General features: G+C 63.8%; 22 protein-coding genes. 2 read left to right on the top strand and 20 right to left on the bottom strand.

Annotated features, from left to right (window positions below; translation table 11 throughout):
* Positions 1-17 precede the first annotated feature (17 nt).
* The 19 genes from GO615_RS06810 to GO615_RS06720 all read right to left on the bottom strand — a co-directional run bounded on the left by GO615_RS06810 (position 18) and on the right by GO615_RS06720 (position 17,380).
* Positions 18-992, bottom strand: coding sequence for a type II secretion system F family protein (locus GO615_RS06810; RefSeq protein ID WP_169126295.1), 975 nt, complete (start codon positions 990-992; stop codon positions 18-20).
* Positions 993-999: 7 nt separating this feature from the next.
* Positions 1,000-2,352 carry a TadA family conjugal transfer-associated ATPase gene (locus GO615_RS06805; protein ID WP_169126293.1) on the bottom strand — a complete coding sequence of 451 codons (1,353 nt, stop codon included), beginning with the start codon at positions 2,350-2,352 and terminating at the stop codon, positions 1,000-1,002.
* Positions 2,353-2,388: 36 nt separating this feature from the next.
* Positions 2,389-3,549: a CpaE/TadZ family protein gene (locus GO615_RS06800; RefSeq protein ID WP_169126291.1), complete on the bottom strand. Its 1,161-nt coding sequence runs from the start codon at positions 3,547-3,549 to the stop codon at positions 2,389-2,391.
* Between the two features lie 31 nt (positions 3,550-3,580).
* Positions 3,581-4,030, bottom strand: coding sequence for a TadE/TadG family type IV pilus assembly protein (locus GO615_RS06795; RefSeq protein WP_169126289.1), 450 nt, complete (start codon positions 4,028-4,030; stop codon positions 3,581-3,583).
* Positions 4,027-4,503 carry a TadE/TadG family type IV pilus assembly protein gene (locus GO615_RS06790; RefSeq protein ID WP_211166985.1) on the bottom strand — a complete coding sequence of 159 codons (477 nt, stop codon included), beginning with the start codon at positions 4,501-4,503 and terminating at the stop codon, positions 4,027-4,029. The genes GO615_RS06795 and GO615_RS06790 overlap by 4 nt, the downstream gene beginning before the upstream one ends.
* Positions 4,504-4,514: 11 nt before the next feature.
* A complete protein-coding gene (locus tag GO615_RS06785; RefSeq protein WP_169126286.1) occupies positions 4,515-5,831 on the bottom strand; it encodes a pilus assembly protein TadG-related protein in 1,317 nt (438 codons plus the stop codon).
* A gap of 31 nt (positions 5,832-5,862) precedes the next feature.
* Positions 5,863-6,144: a pilus assembly protein gene (locus tag GO615_RS06780; protein WP_169126285.1), complete on the bottom strand. Its 282-nt coding sequence runs from the start codon at positions 6,142-6,144 to the stop codon at positions 5,863-5,865.
* A gap of 10 nt (positions 6,145-6,154) precedes the next feature.
* Positions 6,155-7,732 (bottom strand): type II and III secretion system protein family protein, encoded by a 1,578-nt coding sequence (locus GO615_RS06775; RefSeq protein ID WP_246262182.1) that lies wholly within the window; start codon positions 7,730-7,732, stop codon positions 6,155-6,157.
* A gap of 35 nt (positions 7,733-7,767) precedes the next feature.
* Positions 7,768-8,616, bottom strand: coding sequence for a Flp pilus assembly protein CpaB (gene cpaB, locus GO615_RS06770; RefSeq protein WP_169126283.1), 849 nt, complete (start codon positions 8,614-8,616; stop codon positions 7,768-7,770).
* Between the two features lie 127 nt (positions 8,617-8,743).
* Entirely contained in the window at positions 8,744-10,051 is a 1,308-nt protein-coding gene (locus GO615_RS06765) for a DUF8689 domain-containing protein (protein ID WP_169126282.1), read from the bottom strand.
* A gap of 23 nt (positions 10,052-10,074) precedes the next feature.
* Positions 10,075-10,638, bottom strand: coding sequence for an A24 family peptidase (locus GO615_RS06760; RefSeq protein ID WP_169126281.1), 564 nt, complete (start codon positions 10,636-10,638; stop codon positions 10,075-10,077).
* 93 nt (positions 10,639-10,731) lie between these two features.
* Positions 10,732-10,926, bottom strand: coding sequence for a Flp family type IVb pilin (locus GO615_RS06755; RefSeq protein ID WP_211166984.1), 195 nt, complete (start codon positions 10,924-10,926; stop codon positions 10,732-10,734).
* Positions 10,927-11,041: 115 nt separating this feature from the next.
* Complete coding sequence (locus tag GO615_RS06750) at positions 11,042-11,233, bottom strand: Flp family type IVb pilin (protein WP_169126280.1); 192 nt, start codon at positions 11,231-11,233, stop codon at positions 11,042-11,044.
* A 520-nt stretch (positions 11,234-11,753) separates the two neighbouring features.
* Positions 11,754-12,149, bottom strand: a complete 396-nt coding sequence (locus GO615_RS06745; protein ID WP_169126279.1) for a response regulator — start codon at positions 12,147-12,149, stop codon at positions 11,754-11,756.
* A 259-nt stretch (positions 12,150-12,408) separates the two neighbouring features.
* Complete coding sequence (locus GO615_RS29360) at positions 12,409-12,615, bottom strand: CcdB family protein (RefSeq protein ID WP_211166983.1); 207 nt, start codon at positions 12,613-12,615, stop codon at positions 12,409-12,411.
* Positions 12,616-12,708: 93 nt separating this feature from the next.
* Positions 12,709-13,005, bottom strand: a complete 297-nt coding sequence (locus GO615_RS06735) for a type II toxin-antitoxin system CcdA family antitoxin (protein ID WP_246262181.1) — start codon at positions 13,003-13,005, stop codon at positions 12,709-12,711.
* Between the two features lie 83 nt (positions 13,006-13,088).
* Positions 13,089-14,702 carry a S8 family peptidase gene (locus tag GO615_RS06730; RefSeq protein ID WP_169126278.1) on the bottom strand — a complete coding sequence of 538 codons (1,614 nt, stop codon included), beginning with the start codon at positions 14,700-14,702 and terminating at the stop codon, positions 13,089-13,091.
* 280 nt (positions 14,703-14,982) lie between these two features.
* On the bottom strand, positions 14,983-15,663 hold the full coding sequence (locus GO615_RS06725; RefSeq protein ID WP_169126277.1) for a response regulator transcription factor: 681 nt from the start codon (positions 15,661-15,663) through the stop codon (positions 14,983-14,985).
* Positions 15,664-15,676: 13 nt separating this feature from the next.
* The gene (locus GO615_RS06720; protein WP_169126276.1) at positions 15,677-17,380 is read right to left on the bottom strand and encodes a sensor histidine kinase; all 1,704 of its coding nucleotides are present in this window, start codon (positions 17,378-17,380) and stop codon (positions 15,677-15,679) included.
* Positions 17,381-17,593: 213 nt separating this feature from the next.
* On the opposite strand from GO615_RS06720, the gene fumC reads away from it, so the two are divergent.
* Entirely contained in the window at positions 17,594-18,994 is a 1,401-nt protein-coding gene (gene fumC / locus GO615_RS06715; RefSeq protein ID WP_169126275.1) for a class II fumarate hydratase, read from the top strand.
* Positions 18,995-19,200: 206 nt separating this feature from the next.
* On the opposite strand, the gene GO615_RS06710 is transcribed toward fumC, so the two are convergent.
* Positions 19,201-19,872, bottom strand: coding sequence for a GntR family transcriptional regulator (locus tag GO615_RS06710; RefSeq protein ID WP_169126274.1), 672 nt, complete (start codon positions 19,870-19,872; stop codon positions 19,201-19,203).
* Positions 19,873-20,284: 412 nt separating this feature from the next.
* Here GO615_RS06710 and scpA point away from each other — a divergent pair, with 412 nt between their 5' ends.
* Complete coding sequence (gene scpA, locus GO615_RS06705) at positions 20,285-22,444, top strand: methylmalonyl-CoA mutase (RefSeq protein ID WP_169126273.1); 2,160 nt, start codon at positions 20,285-20,287, stop codon at positions 22,442-22,444.
* Positions 22,445-22,493: the final 49 nt, after the last annotated feature.

Raw genomic sequence — 22,493 nt, 5'->3', positions numbered from 1 at the left:
TCCTCTGTGGCGCCGGGCTATACGTGGATGCGGATGATCTTGCGCATCCACAGGACGCCAAACACCATCATCACCAGCGCGCCGTAGATGAAATTGATGCCGGCGGGGTCTTCCCACAGCACCTTCATGAAACCGGGATTGACGATGTTGATCATTGCCGCCGTCGCGAAGGGCAGGCTGCCCAGGATCCAAGCGGAAAGGCGCCCCTCGGCCGACAGCGTGCGGATCTCGCCATACAGCTTGAGCCGCGCACGGATGATCGAGCTGATGTTGTCGAGCAGTTCTGCGAGATTGCCGCCCGAGTCGCGCTGGATCAGCACAGCGATCACGAAGTAGCTGAGGTCGGTGCTGTCGGTGCGCGAGGCAAGGTTCAGCAGCGCGGTTTGCTGCGGCACGCCGTAGTTCATCTCGTCGAACAGGATGCGGAACTCGCCTCCGATCGGATCCTTCATCTCGTCGGCCACCATCTTGATCGCGGTCGGGAAGGCGTGACCGGCACGCAGCGCGCGGCCCATCAGATCGAGTGCCTCGGGCAGCTGGCGCTCGAACTCCTGCATGTGCTGGGTACGCGCACGGATCACGTACAAGGTTGGCAGCGTTGCCAGGATCGCAGCGCCGAAAATCCCTAGGATCACCGGCCGGTTCAGCAGCAAGGGGAGTGCAAAGCCCACCGCCCCGAGTGCCACCGTCCAACCGAGAAACTGGGCGAGCGTCAGATCGAGGCGCGACTGCACGATGAGGCGGTTCACTCCACCCAGGCGCGGAATTGCGGCGAGGAGCCGGTCACCGGCGGCGGAGCCCGAGGCGCTCTCGTCCTTGAACAGGGAGGCGGGTTTTGCCCCTTGGACACCGGTCGCGACCTCCTCCAGTCGGCGATTGAGCCGCTTCACCTCGGGGCTGTGGGTGGAAGTCCACCAAAGGTAGGCACCTTCCAGAAACAGCACCACCGCGATGAAGGTGGCAAGTGCAAACAGCAGCGTCAGTACGTCCATATCAGCCTCACTCGAAGCGTCGGCCCGGATTAAACATGTCTTCCGGGAGGCGGATACCGAAGGAGCGGAGGCGATCCGCAAAATGCGGACGCACGCCGGTCGCGGTGAAATGGCCCTGCACCGCACCCGTGTCGGAAATGCCGGTCTGTCGGAACGTGAAGATCTCCTGCATTGTGATCACGTCGCCTTCCATGCCGGTGATCTCCTGGATACTCATGAGCTTCCGCTTGCCGTCGGTCAGGCGGCTCGACTGAACGATTACCCCGATTGCGCCGGCGATCTGCGCCCGTGCGACCTTGGGCGGCAGGTTCGCGCCGGCCATCCCGATCATGTTCTCCATGCGTCCCAGCGCGTCGCGCGGTGTATTGGCGTGCACCGTGGTCATCGACCCTTCATGGCCGGTGTTCATCGCCTGAAGCACATCGAAGGCCTCCGCGCCGCGGGTCTCGCCGAGGATGATTCGGTCCGGGCGCATGCGCAGGGCGTTGCGCACGAGGGCGCGCTGCGTGACCTCCCCCTTGCCCTCGATGTTGGGCGGACGGGTTTCCAGGCGAACGACGTGGGGTTGCTGCAGCTGCAGTTCGGCGGCGTCTTCGATCGTGACGATGCGTTCGTCGCTGGGGATGTTGCTCGACAGAATGTTCAGCAGCGTCGTCTTGCCGCTGCCGGTGCCGCCGGAGATCAGGATGTTCACCTTGGAGCGGACGAGTCCTGCGAGCAGTTCGGCCATCGGCGGGGTTAGCGTCTTGTAGTCGATCAGTTTTTCCATCGTCAGCGGAATCGCCGCAAAGCGGCGGATCGACACGACCGGGCCGTCCAGTGCCAGCGGCGGAATGATCGCGTTGACGCGCGATCCATCGGGAAGGCGCGCATCGACCATCGGGCTCGATTCGTCCACGCGACGTCCGACCCGCGAGACGATCTTGTCGATGATCTTCATCAGGTGCGCGTCGTCGCTGAACGTGATGTTCGTCATCTCGATCTTGCCGTGGCGCTCCACATAGATCTGCTGCGAACCGTTGATCAGTATGTCCGACACGGTCGGGTCGGCGAGCAGGGGTTCGATCGGGCCGAGGCCCAGCATCTCGTACTGGATGTCGCGCACGAGATCTCGCCGTTCGTTCGCATTGATGACAACGTTTTCCTCGGCGAGCAGCCGCTCCACCATCAGCCGCAACTCTTCGCGCAGCCGCTCGGGCGCGAGGTTCTCCATCGCCTCGAGGTCGATGCGAGACAAGAGCAACTGATGGATACGCATCTTCAGGCCCTGGTAGGCCCGGGTGCTTCCGGCGTCGGGCGCTGCCTGCGAGCGCAGGGCAACTTCCGGCGAGACCGATTCGAGGCGCTGGCGCAGGCTCATTTGATGTTCCCCTGTTCGATACCTTGGGTGGTGGCCTTAGTGCGCGGCGAAGATGCGCGACAACCAGCCCTTGCTTGCTTTTTCGGGTTCCGCCGCAAGGGATTCAGCGATTTCGCGCAGCGCCTTGGTCACCGGACTGCCCTTCGCCAGCCGGGCGATCGGCTCTCCCTGGTTCACCGACGAAGCAACCGCTTCGTACGCATTGGGAATCGTCTTGTACACCTTCGCGTTTATTGTGCGCTCCAGATCTTCCAGACTGATCTCCGCGGTCTTCTGGTGACGGTTGACGATGAGTCCGACTTTGGCCAGCGGATAGCCGAGCGATATGAACACCTGCACCAGACGCTTCGCTTCGCGAATGAAGGGCAGGGTCAGTTGCACCACCGGGAAGATCGTGTCGGCCATGTCGAAGGGCTTCAGACTCACCGAGTCGAGCGACCGCCCGACGTCGACAATGACGAAGTCGAAATTGGCGCGCGCTACCTTCAGGATTGCCTCGACATGTTCGGGATGGACGTCCGTCGCATGAGCTGGATCGTCGGGCGCTGCGAGCAGGCTGAAGCCGGGTTCCACCTCGATCATTGCCGAAGACAGGAAGGCCGCATCGAGTCGGTGAATCTGCTGGCACACGAGGGCGAGATTGCTCGCGGGTTTCTGGTCCGTGACGTACATCGAGGCGTCGCCAAACTGCAGGTTCAAATCGATCAGCGCGACGCGTTTGCCGTGGCTGGCCGCGAGGATCCATGCAAGGTTGGTGGCGAGAAACGTCGCGCCGCTGCCCCCCTTGCATGACGTCATTGCGAGGATTTTGCCGGCGGAGGCGGTAGCGCCGCCCCCGCGCTTTCGGGTGATGCGGGTCAGTGCAGCCTGCAGTACCTCGGGCGACGGTACTGGGGGCAAGACCTCGCGGACGCCGGCACGGAAGGCCTGCAGCAGAAATTCGGAAGAGGTGTCCGCGGTGATCACGATGGGATCGATCTGCGGATATCGTTGCGTCAGGCGTTCGAGGTCCGCGATCGCGCTTGCCTTGAATGCATCCAGGACGACGATGTCCGGCACCGTGCCGTTGACCGCACCAATCGGGTCGTTCGACGTCGCGTGGCCGACAGCGACATCCATCGTGCGGCCGGCTTGCACCAGCGTCGCGCGCAGGCGTTCGGCGTTGTCGTGACTGTCGGAGAGAATCTTGATCTTCATGATGATGCTCCAATACTCGGGCGTCGGCCGATCAACTGCACACAGGATTGCCTGTGCTGTTCATTCCCTCACGCGGTAAAGTCGTCTGAAATTGCGGAATTGGCAGCGATAGCGGCACGAGGGGGATTACGGTTACATGCGTGTACCCGGTCAGACTCACTCGGACTGCCTTGCAGCTGTCGACCGTGCAGGTGTTATCCTCAAAAGGAGGATTGAGATAATCGATATCAATATTTGCATCCGTGAGACTGGGGAGCATGCCGCGCATTCGCGAAGTAATGTCGCCGTCACCCATGCTGCATACGATGGCTAGTCGCGCACCGAGTCGCGTGGCTTCGACTGCTGCATTCCAAGTCCAGAGAAGACGGCCCATCTCCATGATGCCGATGAGTAGCGTAAAGAACACCAACGCAACAATCGCGAACTCGACCGCAGCAACGCCGGACTGCTGGTTCGCGGCTCTCAGTACCCGCGTTTTCATAGCTGCGACCTCATCGTGACAGCGATGTTGCCGAAAATGATGTCCGGCATGACATATTCGACGAACGAGTTGTAAGGGTAGCCGGTAATCCTCACCGTAACCGTGTTGATTGTTCCGGTTCCAGTCAGAATGACGCTCTGGACCCCGATACATGGGGAAATTGCGTCGCAAGTCTGGACCATGGCGGGCGTTAAGCCCGTAACGAGCGGCGGTATCGGTGGAGGATCGGGCCAATCAATGCACTCTGGAACTGGCAAGCCGTAGACAGCCATGCATGCCGCTGTGTCGCGCTCTAAAGGGTCGCCAGGAGCTTTCGATGTGAGATAACGTGCGGCATCGCGTACGGATTTTGCCATTGTGTTATACGAGTAAATGGCACGACCGAACTCGGTAATGCCGAATGCGAGCATCACCAGCGGGATCAGCAGGATCCCGAATTCGACGGCGGCAACACCTCGCATGCGGCGGCGCATGATTCGTTCTCTCATTGGACCAAGGCGGGCACCAGAGGCCCGACGGATGTCGCACTACCCACCGCTCCGGACGTCGCACACGGGCTTCCCGGTACGTTGGATGCTCCCAGGAACTCAGCGCTTACCTTAACGGTACCTCCCGGGGCCTTGTCGTACGGATGTAGAAGTAACACGCATGCGTATCCTCGGATAGGGGCGTACTGGGGCGCACCGCCGGTAAAATCTTCGCAATCAACAAACGGGACGGTAACCAGCCGTCGATCTGCCCCGTATGTAGTCAGTTGCCCTGTTGTCGCCGAACCTGTGCCGGGTGGTTTTGCTGAGCTTTGGACCGGCAGACGCGCGGAACGGGCACTCTGAAGATTGGATGCTCCGCCCGAGGATCCGCTATATGCATCGCGACCGAGCGGCCATGTCGTAGTCGTGTAGGCAAATCCAGTGAAGTCAGGAGGAGAGCTCATCAGTTCGCTATTCGAGCATGCGCTTCCCCCTTGGCATATCCCGAATCGCGAGTTAAAGGCCTTTCCGATCGCCTGAGCCGAACCCGTTTGCCCTACACAGCCTGGCTCCGCCGGCGAGGTGGTAGTGCATGACGAAGGGCCCACGGGCGGCAAACTGCACTGCCCGGCTCCATTTAGCAGGCACGCAAGCTCCTGCGCGCCCCCACCTGAGCAACCGGGAGTGACGTTACTCGGATCAAAGTCAATCCAGCGGAAATTGCCTGTTAATTCGTCGGTCGGGCCGCTCTCCTCGAAGTTCATCCCGTACCAGTTTCCCTTCACATATCCGAAGTTTGGCGCCGAGGCGGCAGGGTCGGTACATAAGGCCATCGGAATCGCACAGTTGTTCTGAGAAGGGGAAAGAGTGGCTGTCGCAAGGGCACGAACCGTCTGGTCTCCGAAGCCCATCACCTGCATGAACCACGGTGTTATGCCGTCTTCGGTGATCGTGCAGCGTACGTATCTCGACGTACCTGTCGCTGAAGCTGCCGAAACCCAAGGCCCATCGAGGGTGGGGGCAAATTCCACGTCGATATCTGCTGCATTGATTGCGCCGCCCTGAAAGTCGACGTTGTTCTGAGTGCCGACTGTCTTGCCGGCATTCTCTCCGCGCGTGAAGTTGTCTGCAGGGATAGGCGAGCCGGTCAGTTCGTAGGAAGCGGCCAATGCGCAGGCGTCTGCCGCATTCTGCAGTTCAGTCTTGGTCAGGTACAGGTGGCCACCATCGAGCGCCAGGCCCGCGAATCCGACAAGGACGACGAGTGCAAGTGCCGTGATGATCGCCACTGCGCCGCTTTGTTTCCGGCGGAGATTTTCGCGAAAATCCATCGTTGTCGTCCTCGTCTGCGGTCAAGCGAGCTTACTTTCCGGACTGGCCACCGACGCCGATCGAAAACGACGTCGTTTGAGGTTCCGGCTGTACAAAGCTCTTTTGATATTCACCCATCGAGCCTTGCGCTGCCTTGCCGTCGATCCCCTTGACAGGGTCGGCGTTGCGCGATGCGTCGGGATCGATGATCTGCTGGGCCGCAATGACTCTGACCGGATCGCCGAACCGGGCATCCCAGATCGGGGTCGAGGAACAGCCCGCTGCAATAGCAGCGAGAAGCCAGGCAACAACGAGGTTGATTCCATTGTTCATGACCGCATCCTCACTTGGTTTCAAAGCCGCCCGCGGCCGGGCCGGGTTGCGGAGGGATGGACTCAGCAGACGTGGGGGACTCTTCCTGCGGCCGTGTTCCCTCCATGCGTCCGAGGAGGTGCAGATCCGAGCGGCTCGGCGGGGTGTAGTCGTCTGTGGGCAGGCGGTAGTCGGCCGGCAAGGGCTTGACGAGCCTTGGAGTTATGACGAAGACCAGTTCGGAGCGGTCGGTCTGGAAGTCCGTACTCCGGAACAGTGCGCCGAGGACTGGAATTTCCCCGAGGAAGGGGAATGCCTTGATATTCGTCGTGACGTTGTTCTTGATCAGGCCGCCGATGGCGAAGCTTTGGCCATCCAGCAGTTGCACGGTCGTGGCTGCGCGGCGCGTGGTGAACGAGGGCAGAATCGCGCCTCCGGTGATGCCCGGTGCGCTAATGCCGATCCCTTCGCGATTGAGTTCGGAAACCTCGGGTGCGACCTTGAGGTTGATCCGGCCGCCGGCCAATACAGTCGGGGTGAATTTGAGTGCAATACCGAACTCCTTCTCTTCTAGGCTGATCTTCGTCCCACCGTTGGCATTACTCTGCTCCACGGGGATGAAGATCTTTCCGCCGGAGAGGAAGCTGCCTTCCTGTCCGCTAATTGCCATGACGTTAGGCTCGGCCAGAACTTTGATGAGCCCGTCGTCCTTTTGCGCGTCAAGTGTGACTGTGTCGGGTTTGCTGCGGCGGATAATGTCAATGACACCATTTCCGCCGGTCAGGAAGTCGGACACGACGCTATAGACGACACCATCGGTCTTGCGAGTGTGACTCAGGCCGACGCCGATCTTTTCGAGCAGGGTCTTTGAAACTTCGGCGACCTTCACCTCCAGCATGACCTGCTGGGGCGCGCCTACCTGCAGCATGTTGAGTACGCGCAGGTTGGTGCCGGACTTCGCGCCGCCACCTTCGCGCACGTATGCCGAAGCGATCTGCACTGCGCGATCCACCTTGGTCGCGTCGCTGACGGTACCGGTGAGGACCAGCGAATCATATGCGGAGCTGACCTTGATGTCCTTCTCGTCCGGCAATAGCGAAGTGATTACGCCCTGTACTGAGGTCACATCCATTGCCACGGTGACGTCCAGTGCGGTGCAGCCGCCTGCGCGATCGACCAGGACCACGTTGGTTGCCCCGACGCTCTTGCCGAGAAGGTAGATTTCGTTGGGGCTGAGCAGGAGCACGTCGACCTGTGCAACGCCGGGTCGGCCGTCGGACTGGGAAGACTGATTGTTGTCCTTCCCGTCCTTCTGATTCTCTGTGCTCGGTCGCGCGGCCTGAGCGTTCTCGGGGTTGCCTAGCAAAATGCGAGTGACAGGCGTCTGCGGGCGAATGACGGACGATTTGCCGACAGGAATCGTCACCATGGGCGCAATCTCTACGCGACCGCAAGGTGAGCCTCCGGTGGCACTGACGGCCAGGGGTTTAGTTCCTGTTGGTGCGTTGGTGACCGCGGCGCCGGCTGTGCCTGCGATCAGCAGTGCAATCACCGCAACGGTATGCCGTAGTAGGGTCCCGCAACCGGGTTTCTTTTTGTTCGTGGTCATGATGTCCTCATGCGTCCATGCAGGTTTGGATGTGGCTAGAAGCATTCGTTGACCTTGTTCACTCCGCGGATCACTTCGACGCAGACGCTTGAACTGGGCGCCGCTGCAGGACGGGGTTTCGCAGCGACACGGCGGGGGGTTGCGGGCTTCGGCTGCGCCGCGGTGGGCGGCGCCTCGGCGGCAGTGCGCAGCAGCATCGCCTTGGTGATGCCGGCGGTTTCGGTGGGGTTGGAGTCAATCTGGTTGCGCAGCACGAGCGACAGGTTGCCGACGCTGCGTGCGAGATCCAGACGCTCGGCCTGCTCGGGAGTCACTTCGAGAGTGACGGCGTTGACCACCTTGGGCTTCGTTTCGTCTCGATTTGCTTCCTGCGCGACGGCCAGCACTAGGATGCGTTCGAGAACGATCTTGGAGATCATTTTGTCCTCGCTGTTACGGTCTGCTCCGGCAGCTTCCGTGTTGACCATGATGTCGACATAGTTGCCGGGCAGGGCGAAACCCGCGACGCCGACGACGTCATTGACGCGCACCGTGATCGCCCGCTTCCCTTCCGGGACGACGGCAGAGAGGCCACCCTTCGTGCCATCAGGGGCTAGGCGCGATTCGAGAATCGGTTCTCCGGGCTGGATGCCGGTGATTGCGACACGACCGTCGACTTTCGCGAGATCGTTGAAGGCGCCTTTCGGCACGCTGCCGGATGGCCACTCGACGAGACGGACGGCTTCCGGGGTGATGCGTCCGCCCAGCTGCAACTCCACCGCAGCCACGGCGATGCGGTTGCCGTCGCCGGCGGCCTTGGACTGCAGCCACCGCGTTCCGAGCACCACGGCAGCGAGACCGGCGAGCATCGCGACGAAGAGAAAGACGAGACCTTTGGTCTTCATGTGAGTCCCCTTGTTTCCGGGCCGTATGCTGCGTGCTCAGGCCCTGCAAATGCCCACCACCGCGGGCGCTTCAGTCTGGTGCCCCCAAGCCCTCGACGAGAGCGGCGGCGCCGTGCGAACTGCGTTCCTAGCGGGACGCGAAGTAGTTGTGCCAGGCCCAGTGCAGCACGTCCGGCGTCAGCCTGGGAGCCTCTCCCCGATACCGCGCCAGATCGGCAATCTGATTGATGATGTCACGCGGGTAGCACGCCAGCAGCGGCTGCTCATGGACCTTGTGGTACTCGCTCAGCAGCGTCTGGAAGGCCGTTTCATTGAAGGGTACGCCGCGCTCCTCGCAGACACGCGTGAATATGTTCCTGTATTCGTCCTCACTCATCGGTCCGATGTGAATTTTGTATCCAAGCCGACGTAAAAATGCGGGGTCGGCGACTTCGGAAGGCATCAGGTTGGTCGAGAACACGAGCACGACGTCGAAGGGCAGGGTGAATTTCGTGCCGCTATGCAGCGCGAGGTAGTCGTGATGGCGGTCCATCGGCACGATCCAGCGGTTCATGAGTTGCTCGGGCTTCACCAGCTGACGGCCGAGGTCGTCGACGACGAACAGGCCGTTGTTCGCCTTCACGTGCGGGGGGGCCTGGTAGAAACCGGTGCTGGCGTCGTAGTCGAGGTCGAGCATGCGCATCGTCAGCTCGCCGCCCGTGATCGCGACCGGGCGCTTGCAGCGCACCCAGCGTTGGTCGGGGCGCTGCAGGGTATCGAGACCAGTGGGGCGTTGATCGTGTTCGACGGGCGTGTGGATCAGCGGATCGAAGACCTGGATGATCTCGCCATCGACGAGGATTGCGTGCGGCACCGCGATGTCACCCTCGAGCAGTAGCGACAGGCGCTCGGCGAGGTAGGTCTTGCCGGCGCCGGCGGGGCCGTACAGGAACATCGCGCGGCCCGAGCCCATTGCGGCGCCGAGCTGGTCGCGAACTTCCGGGTTGATGATCAGTCCGCGGAAGGCTTCATTCACGTCTTCCTTCGTGACGTGCATCTTCGTGACCGACTGACGCTCGACTTGCGCGACATAGGCAGCGAGGCTGACGGGGGCTGCGCCGGCGTACTTGCAGCGTCCGAGGTACTCCGTCGCGCGTGCGCGTCCCGCGTCGGTCAGTTCGTAGAGGATGTCGCCGTCCGTTTCGCCGCGCCGCATCACTTCGCAGATGCGTTCCGCGCGCATGAAGGCGAGCAAGTTTTCGAGAACGATCGCGGGGAGGTGCAACTGGTGCGAGATCTCGGTGAGGCGCATCTGACCGCGCACGAAAAGCAGCTTTGACGCCAGCTCGACCAGGAAGAGTAGCGGCAAGCCGGTGTCCTCGAGCGTGCGCGGGGCGCGCGGAAAGGCGCCTGCTTCGTCGATGGGAATGACGCGGGCGCTGGACGGTGCGTTCATGGTCGTGCTCCGTGAAAGTCGGTTCAGCTCAGTGCCCAGCCTCCGGAGCGGACGAGATAGAGCTGGAGGAGGGTGCCCGCAGCGATCGCGACCGCGTAGGGCATGCGCCCGGCGGTCTGTTGTAGCGGTTCGAATTTGGGGCTGCTCCCGCCGGCAGCGCTAATTGCGCTGGTGGTCAGCATGAAGCGCAGGTTGAGCACGAGCTGGCGGAAGGAGCGTTGCCAAAGCGCCATCGCGAGGGCGAGAACGCCGCCCGCGGCAAAGGTCAGCACAACAACGCCAAGGGTTTGCAGGGGGCCGAGGAAGGCGCCTATCGTCATCATGAGTTTTACGTCGCCCGCTCCCATCGCGCGTAGTGCATAGAGCGGAAGAAGTGCGGAGAAGCCGACGAAGATGCCGCATAGAGATGCAGCAATGCCGTCGGCATTGACATTTGCGAACAGCGGACCATTCCCGGCGGGGGTAATCAGTTGGACGAGAAATCCGGCTGCGAGGCCCGCGGCGATCAGTAAGTTCGGAATTCTTCGGGATCGGATGTCCATGGCGACGGCGGCTGCGAGGACAAAGAAAAGAATTGCAAAAGTCATTGCCGTAAACTCAGGTAAGAAGTGGCCTGAGAAACCACCCGGAACTTCTGCCCAAACTGCGACGGATGTTCCGGGTGGTCGAGTATCGGGAGGTCAGCCTCCAGCCGGTGGTGCAGCCAGCGGCTTGGCCAATTCGAGCCCAATGTGATTGAAGACTGCGTCAAGATTGGTGCCAACCAATGTAACGCTGACAATGATCACTACCGCGATAAGTGCTGCAATCAGGCCATATTCGATTGCGGTCACGCCTTCCTCGTCCCGAACGAATTGCTTGAGCATTTCCAACATGATCATCTCCTTCATCTAGAAAACGCCGGACCTCCCGGCAAACTACCGGAGCGGGAGGCCCGTTCCGGAAAATCTATTTCGTGTTGCATTCACATCCCGCACAAACCTGAATTCGCTAGGGCATTGCCGCCGCAACCTTCGCCGCAACATCGTCATACAGCGCCTGGAGGTTAGTGCCGAGCAGTCCGGCCGAAACGACGATCACAGCGAATATCAGGGCTGCGAGCAGTGCGTATTCGATCGCAGTGACCCCCTCCTGATCGGACCAGAACTCGCTCAGCGATTTCTTGACTTGCGCCGTATTCATCGCATCGCCTCGTTCCCTCTCTGTTGATTGCAGATTAGGGGTACGGAGCTTTTCCGGCATCGGCGTTTGGGCCCAATTCGCATGGGCAGATGTGCCGGGGCGCATGCATGACAACTGTCATGGGGAGGTGCGTTGTTTGTGTGCGGTCGCGGCGATCCTGCAAGGGTGGGATGCGAGACGGTAGGACTCCTGTCGGACTGGCCTGTCCCGGCCTCGCAGGGAATTCGCGCGCTTGGACAGCCAGTGGGAGCGACTTCAGACGCGAAAAGCGGCTGCCCCCGGTTCTTTCGCGGCTGAAGCCGCTCCCATGGAGAAGGTGGTTGCCTGTGTCGGCGTGCTCGGTGTTGATCCATCCTGGAAACAGCAGTTGCGCGGGTAAAAATCCGCTCATCCTTCGACAGGCTCAGGATGAACGGATTTGTACCCCCTTCACCCATCTGGTGGCACTACCGTTCGCCCTGAGCAGCCCGCGCAGCGGGCGTGTCGAAGGGCTCTCGGGCGATAACTGCGGTTTCGAGGTTCAGTCGGGAAAATTCGTCGCGGCGTGAATTGCTGCAAGCAGCTCACTACCCGACGCAGCTTTCGAGATCACATCGCACGCCCCGAGGCGCAGCGCGCGAGCGCGGATGTCGGCGGTGGCGAGGCCGGTGAAGACGACGATCCGTGCGTTGCAGCCGGCGTGGATCCGGGGGATCAGCGCGAGCCCGTCCTCGCCGCCGAGATCGACGTCGAGGACGATCACGTCCGGCTGGATGCTGCATGCCAGGTCGAGCGCCTGGCGTGCGCATGTGGCGCGCGCGGCGACCCGCATCGCCGGGCCCCCGCTTTCGATCAGCGCGGTGACGCCCGCAAGTATTGCGCGCTGGTCATCGACGAGCAGCACTTCGATCGGAGGGGCGAGGGTGAGGCAGGGCACGGCGTGCTCCGCTTTTGCGACGTGTGCCGCGATGGGTTCAACATACCGTTTACTGGGTAGTTTCGCCCATGGGAGGAAGCGCGCGGGATACCCATGACAAAACGCCCGGATGGGAGGCCGGGCGGGGACGGATCAGTCGTCGGTGAAGATCTCGTCGAGGCTCGTCGCGTCGATTACACGATCAATGCTGATTTCCATCCGACGGGCCGCCGGACAAGCGGAAGGCGATCGCGTCGTTACTTCGCTGCTCGTCAGTCGTTCAGATTCCCTGGAAAAGCATGTCCAACGCGGTCGTGATTTTGTGACGCCGGGTTTCCAAATTGGCCACGGCCGTTTTAAGTAGATGGGCTGGAACCGCTGCGAGAAATTGGGTCACCATCGCCACGGGCTCCCCTTCCACCTCAAAGACGGGATTGAGGGATTTGGCTGGCGCCGGCGCGACGTTCAGGGGCAGGAGCGGGACCACGACACGAGTGTTTCAGGTGGTCGAGCAAATCAGCCTGGACATCGAGCAGGTAACCGACGCCGTCCGGATTCCTGAATGCGCTGAACCGGGACATCAAAACCCGTTGTAGCGCGCAAGAGGAAGGCCGTGCGCTTCGACGTACGCATTGGAACTGTCCAGTGCGGCACGATTCTCGGCCAACCACAGCTCACGACGTCGTTCGGCTGCCGCTCGAGCCAGTCCGGCCTCTGCCGCTTGTGAAATGTTGATGTTCAGGGCTTTCGCCTCGGCCAGAAGAGTTTCGCCGAACGTGACATTCGTGGCCTTGCGCACGCTTCCTTTCGTTGTGGTGGTTCTCATGGCGACTTCCTCGGCTGCCGACATCGACATATTGGCCGTCATGCGCATCATGGGCAATACGTGAGTGCGCATGAGAATGCCGAGGCTCGAGACGCATGACTTCGTCTCGCGCGGTCGCTTCCAGGGGGGGGCGGTCAGAACACGACGACGGCCTCGTTCGAGCAGGTGGCCCCGACCGATTCGCATACCGTGTAGGTGTAGGAACCGCCGCCGGTGCGGTTGATCGGGTCGGTGTAGGCGGTGGCGCCGTTGTCGGTGGTGGCGACGATATTGCCGTTGCGCAGGACGTTCATCGAGGCGGTCGAGCCAGTCCACTGCAGGTCGGCCTTCTGCTGGCCCTTGACCTTGTAGCCGGTGGCGCTGAGCGTGATGGGGGCCGGTGGCGGCGGCGGGTTGTCGGCGGTGAGGGCGAGGTGGGCGTTGATGCGGCCGTATCTGACCCAGGCGCGGAAGTTCTGGCCGAGGGCGCCCTGCGCGTTGGCGCTGTTTTCGATGTAGGCGCGTGCCTGGACGTTGGTGATGCCGGGGTAGCGGGTGAGCACGAGCGCGGCGAGGCCGGCGACATGGGGCGAGGCCATGGAGGTGCCGGAGAGCCAGTTGTAGCAGCCTTCGGGGTCGTCCGGCGGGATGCTGCACGCTACGTTCGGGTAGGCCGACAGGATGTCGTGGCCGGGGGCTGCGACCGACACCCAGGACGAGCCGAAGCTCGAGAAGTAGGCGAGGTTGTCGTGGCGGTCGGTGGCGGCGACGGAGATGACTTCGGGGAAGGCGGCGGGGTAGTGGCGCGTGGAGGCGTAGTCGTTGCCGGCGGCGGCGACGAGGACGACGCCCTTGCTCCAGGCGTACTTGATGGCGTCGGCTTCGGCCTGGGACGGGGAGTAGGGGTCGGGGTCGCTGCCGTAGCTCATGTTGGCGACGCGGTAGCCGTTGTCGGCGGCGTACATGAGGCCGGCGACGGAGTCGGCGACGTCGCACATGCCGAGGTAGGGAAAATCAACCGAGGGCCACTCGTGGCACACCTTGAGCGAACCGATCCTGGCGTTCCAGCCGACGCCGGCCGTGCCCTTGCCGTTGTTGGTGTTCGCGGCCGCGATGCCGGCGACGTGGGTTCCGTGTCCGAGGAGGTCGGCGGTGGTGGTGCTGGCGGTGAAGTTCCGCTCCTCGATGCATTTGCCGAGGAGGTCGACATGGGTGCATTCGACGCCGCTGTCGAGGATCGCGATCCTGATGTTCTCGTTGCTGCGCGAGAGGTCCCATGCCTCAGGTGCGTCGATGTCGGCGTCGAGGGTGCCGGTGACGTTGGCGCCCGAGGCGACTTCGTATAGGGCCTGCGCGGTATTGTTGAGGCCCCATTGCAGTGCGAAGTATTCGGTCCCGAGGCCGGTCGGGAGCATCGGGTCGCGGCCTTCGGTGGGGAGGACCAGCGGACGGTGGAAATTGGGTTCGGCGTAGCGGACGTTGGGGTTGCGCTCGTAGAGGGCGATGCTCGCTTCGACGGCGCCGGAAGGGATGGCGAGCAGCTGAACGCCGATGGCGTCGAAGCGCTTGATCACTTGTGCGCCGGCTGCGGCGTGGGCCTGGGCGATCTGCGCGCCGGCGGTGCCGGGCTTGAAGGCGACGAGCAACTGATCGGGGGCGAAGCGCGGGGGCTGTGGGACGTCTTCGGGGAGTCCGCCGGCGTGGGCAGGCGGCTGGGCGATCAGCAGGCAGGCGGCGACGAACGGGGCAAGGAAAACTGCGTGACGCATGATCTCTCCTCCGGTGCGGCGGCAAGTGCGTGACGGACAGGTTGGCGGTGCGGGTGTGGAGCGGCCGCGTGGCCTGTTGCGAAGTCGCGGGCGATGGCTGCGTCCGCGTTATCTTCCAAGCGTAGTTCTCAGGCGGGGGCAGCGCGCGGGTGGAGGTGCCCCTGCCGGGCGTGACAATTGAACTAGCCGCCGGTTAGCGGGTGGGGCTTCGACGACGGATGGATGTGGGAGCCGGCGAGCGGCGGGCGCGGCACCAACGCATGTGGCGCCGCGCAGGGTGTTACTGAGCGACCGTGCCGATGCCGCGTTCCTTCGCGTACAGGTACAGCTCGAGCCGGCCGTGCACTTCGAGCTTGTGGTAGATGGCGGTGAGGTGGTTGCGCAGCGTGTGTTCGCTGATGCCGAGGTCGTCGGCGATGACGAGGCTCTTCGCGCCCTTGTGCCGGACCACGGCGCCGATGACCTCCTGCTCCTTGGGAGTGAGGCTCGCGATGCGGGCGTCGTCGGGGGCAGCGGCCTTCTTGCTGCCGGTGAGCATGTTCATGATGTCGCCGATCAGGGCGCGGTTCACCCACACGTCGCCTTCGTGCACCTTCTCGATCGCGCGCAGCAGGACGTCGACCGGCTCTTCCTTGCGCACGACGCCGCGGGCGCCGGCCATGACGGCGCGGCGATGGGCGTCGAGGTCGCGGGCGCCGGTGAGGACGAGGACTTTCGCGCCGTAGGTGGCAAGCAGTTCGGCGAAGGAGTCGCTGGAGTCGTGGCCGCCGAGGTCGAGGTCGATGACGATGACGTCGGCCTCGCGGCTTTCGGGGGATGCGAGGAGTTCGGCGACACTGGTCGCGCTGCCGGCCAGTTGCATGCGCTGTGCTGCGCCGACGAGGCGTTCGAGGCCCCACAGCGTTGCACGATGGTCGTCGACGAGGAAAACACGGATTGGGCGTTCGGTGACTTCGATCATGATCTGTCGCCACTCAGGTTGATTTTGGAATCGAGATCATTAGAGCAGTGGTGCCGTCATGCCGTATGTCGACTACGACACATCCACTTACAGAATCCGCGCGTTCGACAACGGAACGCGGTACGAAGGGCTCGGGCGGCGAGTCGATGTCATGCGGGTTGCGGACTTCGACGACGTAGTCGTGGCCATCCGCGCGGACGAGGATCTCCGCACGCTGGGCCGGGGTGTGGCGCCGGATATTGGTGAGGGCCTCGCTGACCATCGGAAAGATGGCGGCTGCGAGCTTGCGCCGAATCGACAGGTTGCCTTCGCACTGCACCGTCACGTCTATGCCGAACAGCTCGGTGAAGCGCTTGGCTTGTCGCTGCAAGGCGGGGCAGAGGGCGTCGTCGCCACCTGAGGCGCCGTTGCGCATGCCGCTCACCAGTTCGCGCAGGGTGTGGAGCTCGTCGAGGGCGACTTCCTGCAGGGCGAGGATGTCGGTTCGCAGCGGATTGTCGGTGTCCGCCTTGCGCGCGAGGGCCTCGATGCCGTACTTGAGGCCCAGATAGGGCTGGATCGCGTTGTCGTGGAGGTCGCGGCCGATGCGTGCGCGCTCGGTCGCCATCGCCTCGTCGGCGAGGCGTTCCAGCAGGCCGGCGTTCTCGAGTACGGGGGCGAGCTGGTCCATGATGCCGGCGAGGAGGTCGGCGTCGTGGGAGCGATAGCGGCGGTGTCCCGATTCCAGGACAAGGCGGCAGGGATGGGGGCCGCGGCGGCAGATGGGGATGGCGATCATCGAGTGCGCATCCAGTGCCTCGGCAAGATCCTGCACGGCCGTCCGTGCCGCGTTTGTAGGCGTCTTGCTCACCAGGTCGAAGCCGCTGGTGTAACGCAGCGGAAAGCGGCCGAGGACGTGGGCGTGGTGGTGCACGCTGACGACGTCGGCGGGCAGGCGCACCAGCGCGTCGATGAGGGCGCTGCGCAGTTCGCCGTCGAGCTCGACGAAGCGGCCGTTGCGGTCGCAGCGAAACAAGCGCGCGTCGCTGCCGGGGAGCCAGATCAGCAGCAGCCCGAGATCGGCCGAGAAGTGCCGCGAGACGGCACGCAGCAGGGTCTCGGCGACGCGCTTGACGCCGAGGCGCGGGTCGGCGGCCCCGAGCAGGCGGTCGGCGACGGATATCTGCTCGTTCATCTGCACGCCGGCGCGTGCGAGGCCGGCAACGAGCGGCCCGAGGATCAGGATCGAAAGCGGCTGGAGGATGATTTCGGGGGAGAGCTTGCCGAGGTTGATGTCGCGGGCGAGGAGTTCGGCGCCCGCGCCCGCGGCGGCGAAGAGCGATATCACGAGGCCGGGGACGAAGCCGAAACTCAGCGCGGCGAATAGCACGGGAAACAGTAGCAGCAGGGTGTACAGGCTGCTCTGAGTGCCCGCCAGCCATGCAAACAGGAGGATCCAGATCGCGTCCACCCAGGACGTCAGCATGGAGCGGATCGGGCGGTTGCCGTTCAGCTCGATCCAGCACAGCCAGCCGGCCCAGGCGGCGTAGCCGAGCACGGCGAGCATCATGGACGGGCGTGTTGCAGCAGAAAGGGAGACTGCCTCGGTGGCGGCGACGATGGCGACCAGCACGCGAATGTTCGCGAGTACGCGGCGCAGCTCCGGGCTGTTGCCCGCGCGCGTGGTCGCCGGTGTTGCAGCTGCCGGCTTGCCGGTTTCGCCGTCGGTTCGCGGCATTGCGTCGTGCCTCCCTCGGGTGTCGCGCCTGGAGCGTCTTCTCGGAGCGAATGCTTCCGGATCCCGCGTGGGATGTTAGAGGCATGGAGGTGGCGCATAAAGTTACAAATTCACGGGACGCGGCGCTTGCGCCGGGCCGGGGAATCACGCGCGGGTGTAGGCGTCAAACTCCACGTGGCCGGGAGATGGCTGCGAGATGGCCGGGAGACGAGCATGGATGCGACGCGTACCGAAACCGATTCGATGGGGCCCGTCGAGGTGGCGGCGGACCGTTACTGGGGCGCCCAGACGGAGCGCTCGCTGGCGCACTTCCCCATCGGCACGGACCGCTTCCGCTGGGGCCGGGCGATGATCCGCGCGCTGGGCATCCTCAAGAAGGCCGCGGCGCAGGCCAATGCGGAGCTCGGCGAGTTGCCGCCAGAACTCGCGGGCCTGATCGCTGCGGCGGCGGACGAGGTCATCTCGGGCGAGCTGGACGGCCACTTTCCGTTGGTGGTGTTCCAGACCGGATCGGGCACGCAGTCCAACATGAACGCCAACGAGGTGATCGCGAATCGCGCGATCGAGCTGGCGGGGGGCGAGGTCGGCTCGAAGCGGCCGATCCATCCGAACGATCATGTCAATCGCGGGCAGTCGTCGAACGACACGTTCCCGACCGCGATGCACATTGCGGTCGTCGGCGAGCTGCATGATCGCCTGTTCCCCGCCGTGCGGCGCCTGCGCAACACCCTGGCGGACCGGGCGAAGGGCTGCGAGGAGATCGTGAAGACCGGTCGCACGCATCTCCAGGACGCGACGCCGGTGACGCTGGGGCAGGAGATCGGCGCGTGGGTGGCACAGATCGATTTCGGTCTTGCCGCGGTGACGGCGAGCCTGCCGCGGCTGCACGAGCTGGCGATCGGCGGCACCGCGGTCGGCACCGGCCTCAATGCCCATCCGCGCTTCGGCGATTGCGCGGCGGCGCAGATCGCGCAGCTCACCGGTCAGCCGTTCCGCAGTGCGCCGGATCGCTTCTTCGCGCTGGCGGCGCACGATGCGTTGGTGCAGTGTTCAGCGGCGCTGCGCACGCTCGCGGGCGGCTTGATGAAGATGGCCAACGACGTGCGCTGGCTGGCGAGCGGGCCGCGCTGCGGCATCGGCGAGCTGTTGATTCCGGAGAATGAGCCGGGTTCGTCGATCATGCCGGGCAAGGTGAACCCGACGCAGTGCGAGGCGCTGACGATGGTGTGCGTGCAGGTGTTCGGCAACGACGCCGCGGTCGCGTTTGCCGGCACGCAGGGCAATTTTCAGCTGAACGTGTACAAGCCGGTGATGGCGCACAACGTGCTGGAGAGCATCGCGCTGCTGGCCGATGCCTGCGACGCCTTCGAGGCGCACTGCGCGCGCGGCCTGAAGCCGAACCTGCCGCGCATCCGCGAAAACCTGGAGAAGAACCTGATGCTCGTGACGGCGCTCAACCGCCACATCGGCTACGACCGCGCTGCGGAGATCGCGAAGAAGGCGCACCACGAGGGGCTGTCGCTGCGCGAGGCGGCGCTGGCGTCGGGTTACGTGCGGGCGGAGGAGTTCGACCTGTGGGTGGATCCGGAGGCGATGACGCGACCTGGGGAGTGAGGGCAGGGGAAGCCGCCTTCGTGGGAGCTGTTTTGGCCTTTTGCTTTGTGGGAGCGGCTTCCCAGACGCTGTTTTCGGGAAGCTGCCTTGGGTTTTCCTTGTGGGATGGGAGCGGCTTCAGCCGCGAATGTGCCGCGTCGTGTGCGATACCGCCGATTCGCGGCTGAAGCCGCTCCCACGGGGAAGCGTGATCCCCTCGCGGTCGTTCAGGCGACCTTGTTGCGCGCCTTGGCGATGCGCACGAGGGCTGCGCGGCCGCTGCTGATGTGGGCGCGCATCAGTCGCTCCGCATCGTCCGCCCGGCGCTCGGTGAGCGCGGCGAGGAGCTCGCGGTGTTCGGCGAGCGACTGCTCGAGGCGGCCTTCGCCGAACAGCGAGTGGTGGCGCGACAGCTTGATCACGCGGCGCAGGTCCTCGATCGCGTGCTGCAGCCAGCGGTTGTCGGCGATCTCCTGCAGCGCGAGGTGGAAGGCCTGGTTCGATTCGAAGAAACCGTTGATGTCGTCCGCCGCCGCCGCCTTTTCGAGTCCGGCGTGGATCTCGCGCAAGCGGCCCAGGTCCGCGTCGGTGGCCTTCTGCGCCGTGGTCTGCGCGCACTGGCCTTCGAGCAGGGCCATCACGGCAAAGATCTCGTCGAGGTCGCGCTCGGAAATCTCGGTGACGTAGCACCCGCGGCGCGGCTTGAGCGTGACGAGCCCTTCGGAGGCGAGCACCTTCAGCGCCTCGCGCAGCGGCGTGCGCGAGATGCCGTAGTTGTCGGCGAGCGCCTGCTCGTCGATCCAGGTGCCGGGCGCCAGTTCGTGCGAGAAGATGAGCTGGCGCAGCCGCTCGGCGACTTCCTGGTACAGCGCGAGCGGGGCGATGCGGGTGGCGGTCATGGGTGCTGTTCGGTGTGCGAAATGTTGCGGGCCGGATTGTCGTCGAAATCCCGACTCACGGACAGTTGCATTCATAATTATGGATAAAGTATTATTTGTGCGACGGTACAAGTCAACTTCCCATGTGCGGCGTAGGATTGGGAGCTTGCGTTGGCGGATCCTTGGTCTGCTGCGCAACGAGAGGGAGAGGGAGCTACGCCGAATGCATGGGAGCGCCGGCGACCGCCTGCAGTCTTCGGACTGCGGGCGGTCTCGTCGTCGCAGCTGACGAGGCCGGAAGCTGTTAGTCGGGCGGCAATCAAATACCTCCGTTCGCCCTGAGCCTGTCGAAGGGCTCCGCCCGAACGGTGTCAGGTTGTCGCACCAGTAATGCCGCTCCCGCGGCCAAACGGATTCAAGAAGAGGGTTTGTCATGCCGAACGACAAGATGCCGGCTTATCCCCAGTCGGACCTGGAAGCCTGGAACAAGGCTGCCGCGAAACATGCGCCGGGTGGCGACGTGGAGAAGCTCAACTGGGTGACGCCCGAAGGCATCTCGGTGAAGCCGCTGTATACCAAGGCCGATACCGCCGACCTGTCGCACACCGACACGCTGCCCGGCTTCGAGCCCTTCCTGCGCGGCCCGCAGCCGACGATGTACGCGGTGAAGCCGTGGACGATCCGCCAGTACGCCGGCTTCTCGACCGCGGAAGCCTCCAATGCCTTCTATCGCAAGGCGCTCGCCGCCGGCGGCCAGGGCGTGTCGGTCGCGTTCGACCTCGCGACGCACCGCGGCTACGACTCGGACAATCCCCGCGTCGTGGGTGACGTCGGCAAGGCCGGCGTGGCGATCGACTCGGTCGAGGACATGAAGATCCTCTTCAACGAGATTCCGCTCGACAAGGTGTCGGTGTCGATGACGATGAACGGAGCCGTCCTGCCCATCCTCGCCGGATACATCGTGGCTGCCGAAGAGCAGGGCGTTTCGCAGGAAAAGCTGTCCGGGACCATCCAGAACGACATCCTCAAAGAGTTCATGGTCCGCAACACCTATATCTACCCGCCGACGCCGTCGATGAAGATCATCGCCGACATCTTCGGGTACACGGCGCAGCACATGCCGAAGTTCAACTCGATCTCGATCTCCGGCTATCACATCCAGGAAGCGGGCGCGAACCAGGCGATCGAACTCGCATTCACGCTCGCCGACGGCATGGAGTACGTGCGCACCGGCATCAACAGCGGGATGGACGTCGACACCTTCGCCGGCCGCCTGTCCTTCTTCTGGGCGGTCGGGATGAACTTCTACCTGGAGATCGCCAAGATGCGCGCGGCGCGTCTGCTGTGGTGGCGGATCATGAAGCAGTTCAACCCGAAGAGCGCCAAGTCGATGATGCTGCGCACGCACTCGCAGACCTCGGGCTGGTCGCTCACCGAGCAGGATCCGTACAATAACGTCGTGCGCACGACGATCGAGGCGATGGCCGCGGTGTTCGGCGGCACGCAGTCGCTGCACACCAACGCGCTCGACGAGGCGATCGCGCTGCCGACCGAGTTCTCGGCCCGCATCGCGCGCAACACCCAGATCATCATCCAGGAAGAGACGCACATCTGTAACGTCGTCGATCCGTGGGCTGGCTCCTACATGATGGAGAAGCTCACCCAGGACATGGCGGACAAGGCCTGGGCGCTGATCGAGGAAATCGAGGCGATGGGCGGCATGACCAAGGCGGTCGAGTCCGGCTGGGCCAAGATGAAGGTCGAGGAGTGCGCCGCGGACAAGCAGGCGCGCATCGACTCGGGCAAGGACGTCATCGTCGGCGTGAACAAGTACAAGCTGGCGAAGGAAGACCCGATCGAGATCCTCGACATCGACAACCACGCCGTGCGCGAGGCGCAGGTCGCCCGCCTGACGAAAATCCGCGCGACGCGCGACAACGCGGCGGTGCAGGCTGCGCTCGACGCGCTGACGAAGTGCGCCGAGACGGGTGAGGGCAACCTGCTCGACCTGTCGGTGAAGGCGGTGCGCCTGCGCGCGACCGTCGGCGAGATCTCCGATGCGCTGGAGAAGGTTTTCGGCCGCTATCGTGCCAACCCGCAAGCCGTGTCCGGCGTGTATGGAGCCGTCGTGGAAAACGATTCCGACTGGAAGGAACTGAAGGCCGACATCGAAGCCTTCGTCGCCGAAGAAGGCCGCCGCCCGCGCATCATGATCGCCAAGCTCGGCCAGGACGGCCACGACCGCGGCGCGAAGGTTGTCGCCTCGGCCTTCGCCGACCTCGGCTTCGATATCGACATCGGCCCGCTCTTCCAGACGCCGGAAGAGGCCGCGCGCCACGCGGTCGAGAACGACGTGCATGCGGTGGGCTGCTCCAGCCTCGCCGCGGGGCACAAGACGCTGGTGCCGCAGATCGTGAACGAGCTGAAGCGCCTCGGTGCGGACGACATCGTCGTGTTCGTCGGTGGCGTGATCCCCGCGCAGGACTACGATGCGCTGTATGCTGCCGGGGCAAAAGGCATCTTCGGGCCGGGCACGCCGATTCCGGCGGCCGCGCGCGAAGTGCTGAAGCAGATCCGCGCGGCGAAGGCCTGATTGCGTATCAGCTGAACGCTGAACCTTGGTACAACCGTTCGCCCTGAGC

It is taken from the genome of Aromatoleum evansii (assembly GCF_012910805.1).
Lineage (GTDB): Bacteria > Pseudomonadota > Gammaproteobacteria > Burkholderiales > Rhodocyclaceae > Aromatoleum > Aromatoleum evansii.
Note: the sequence above shows the minus strand (reverse complement) of the source record. Positions and strands in the feature narration are given on the sequence as shown.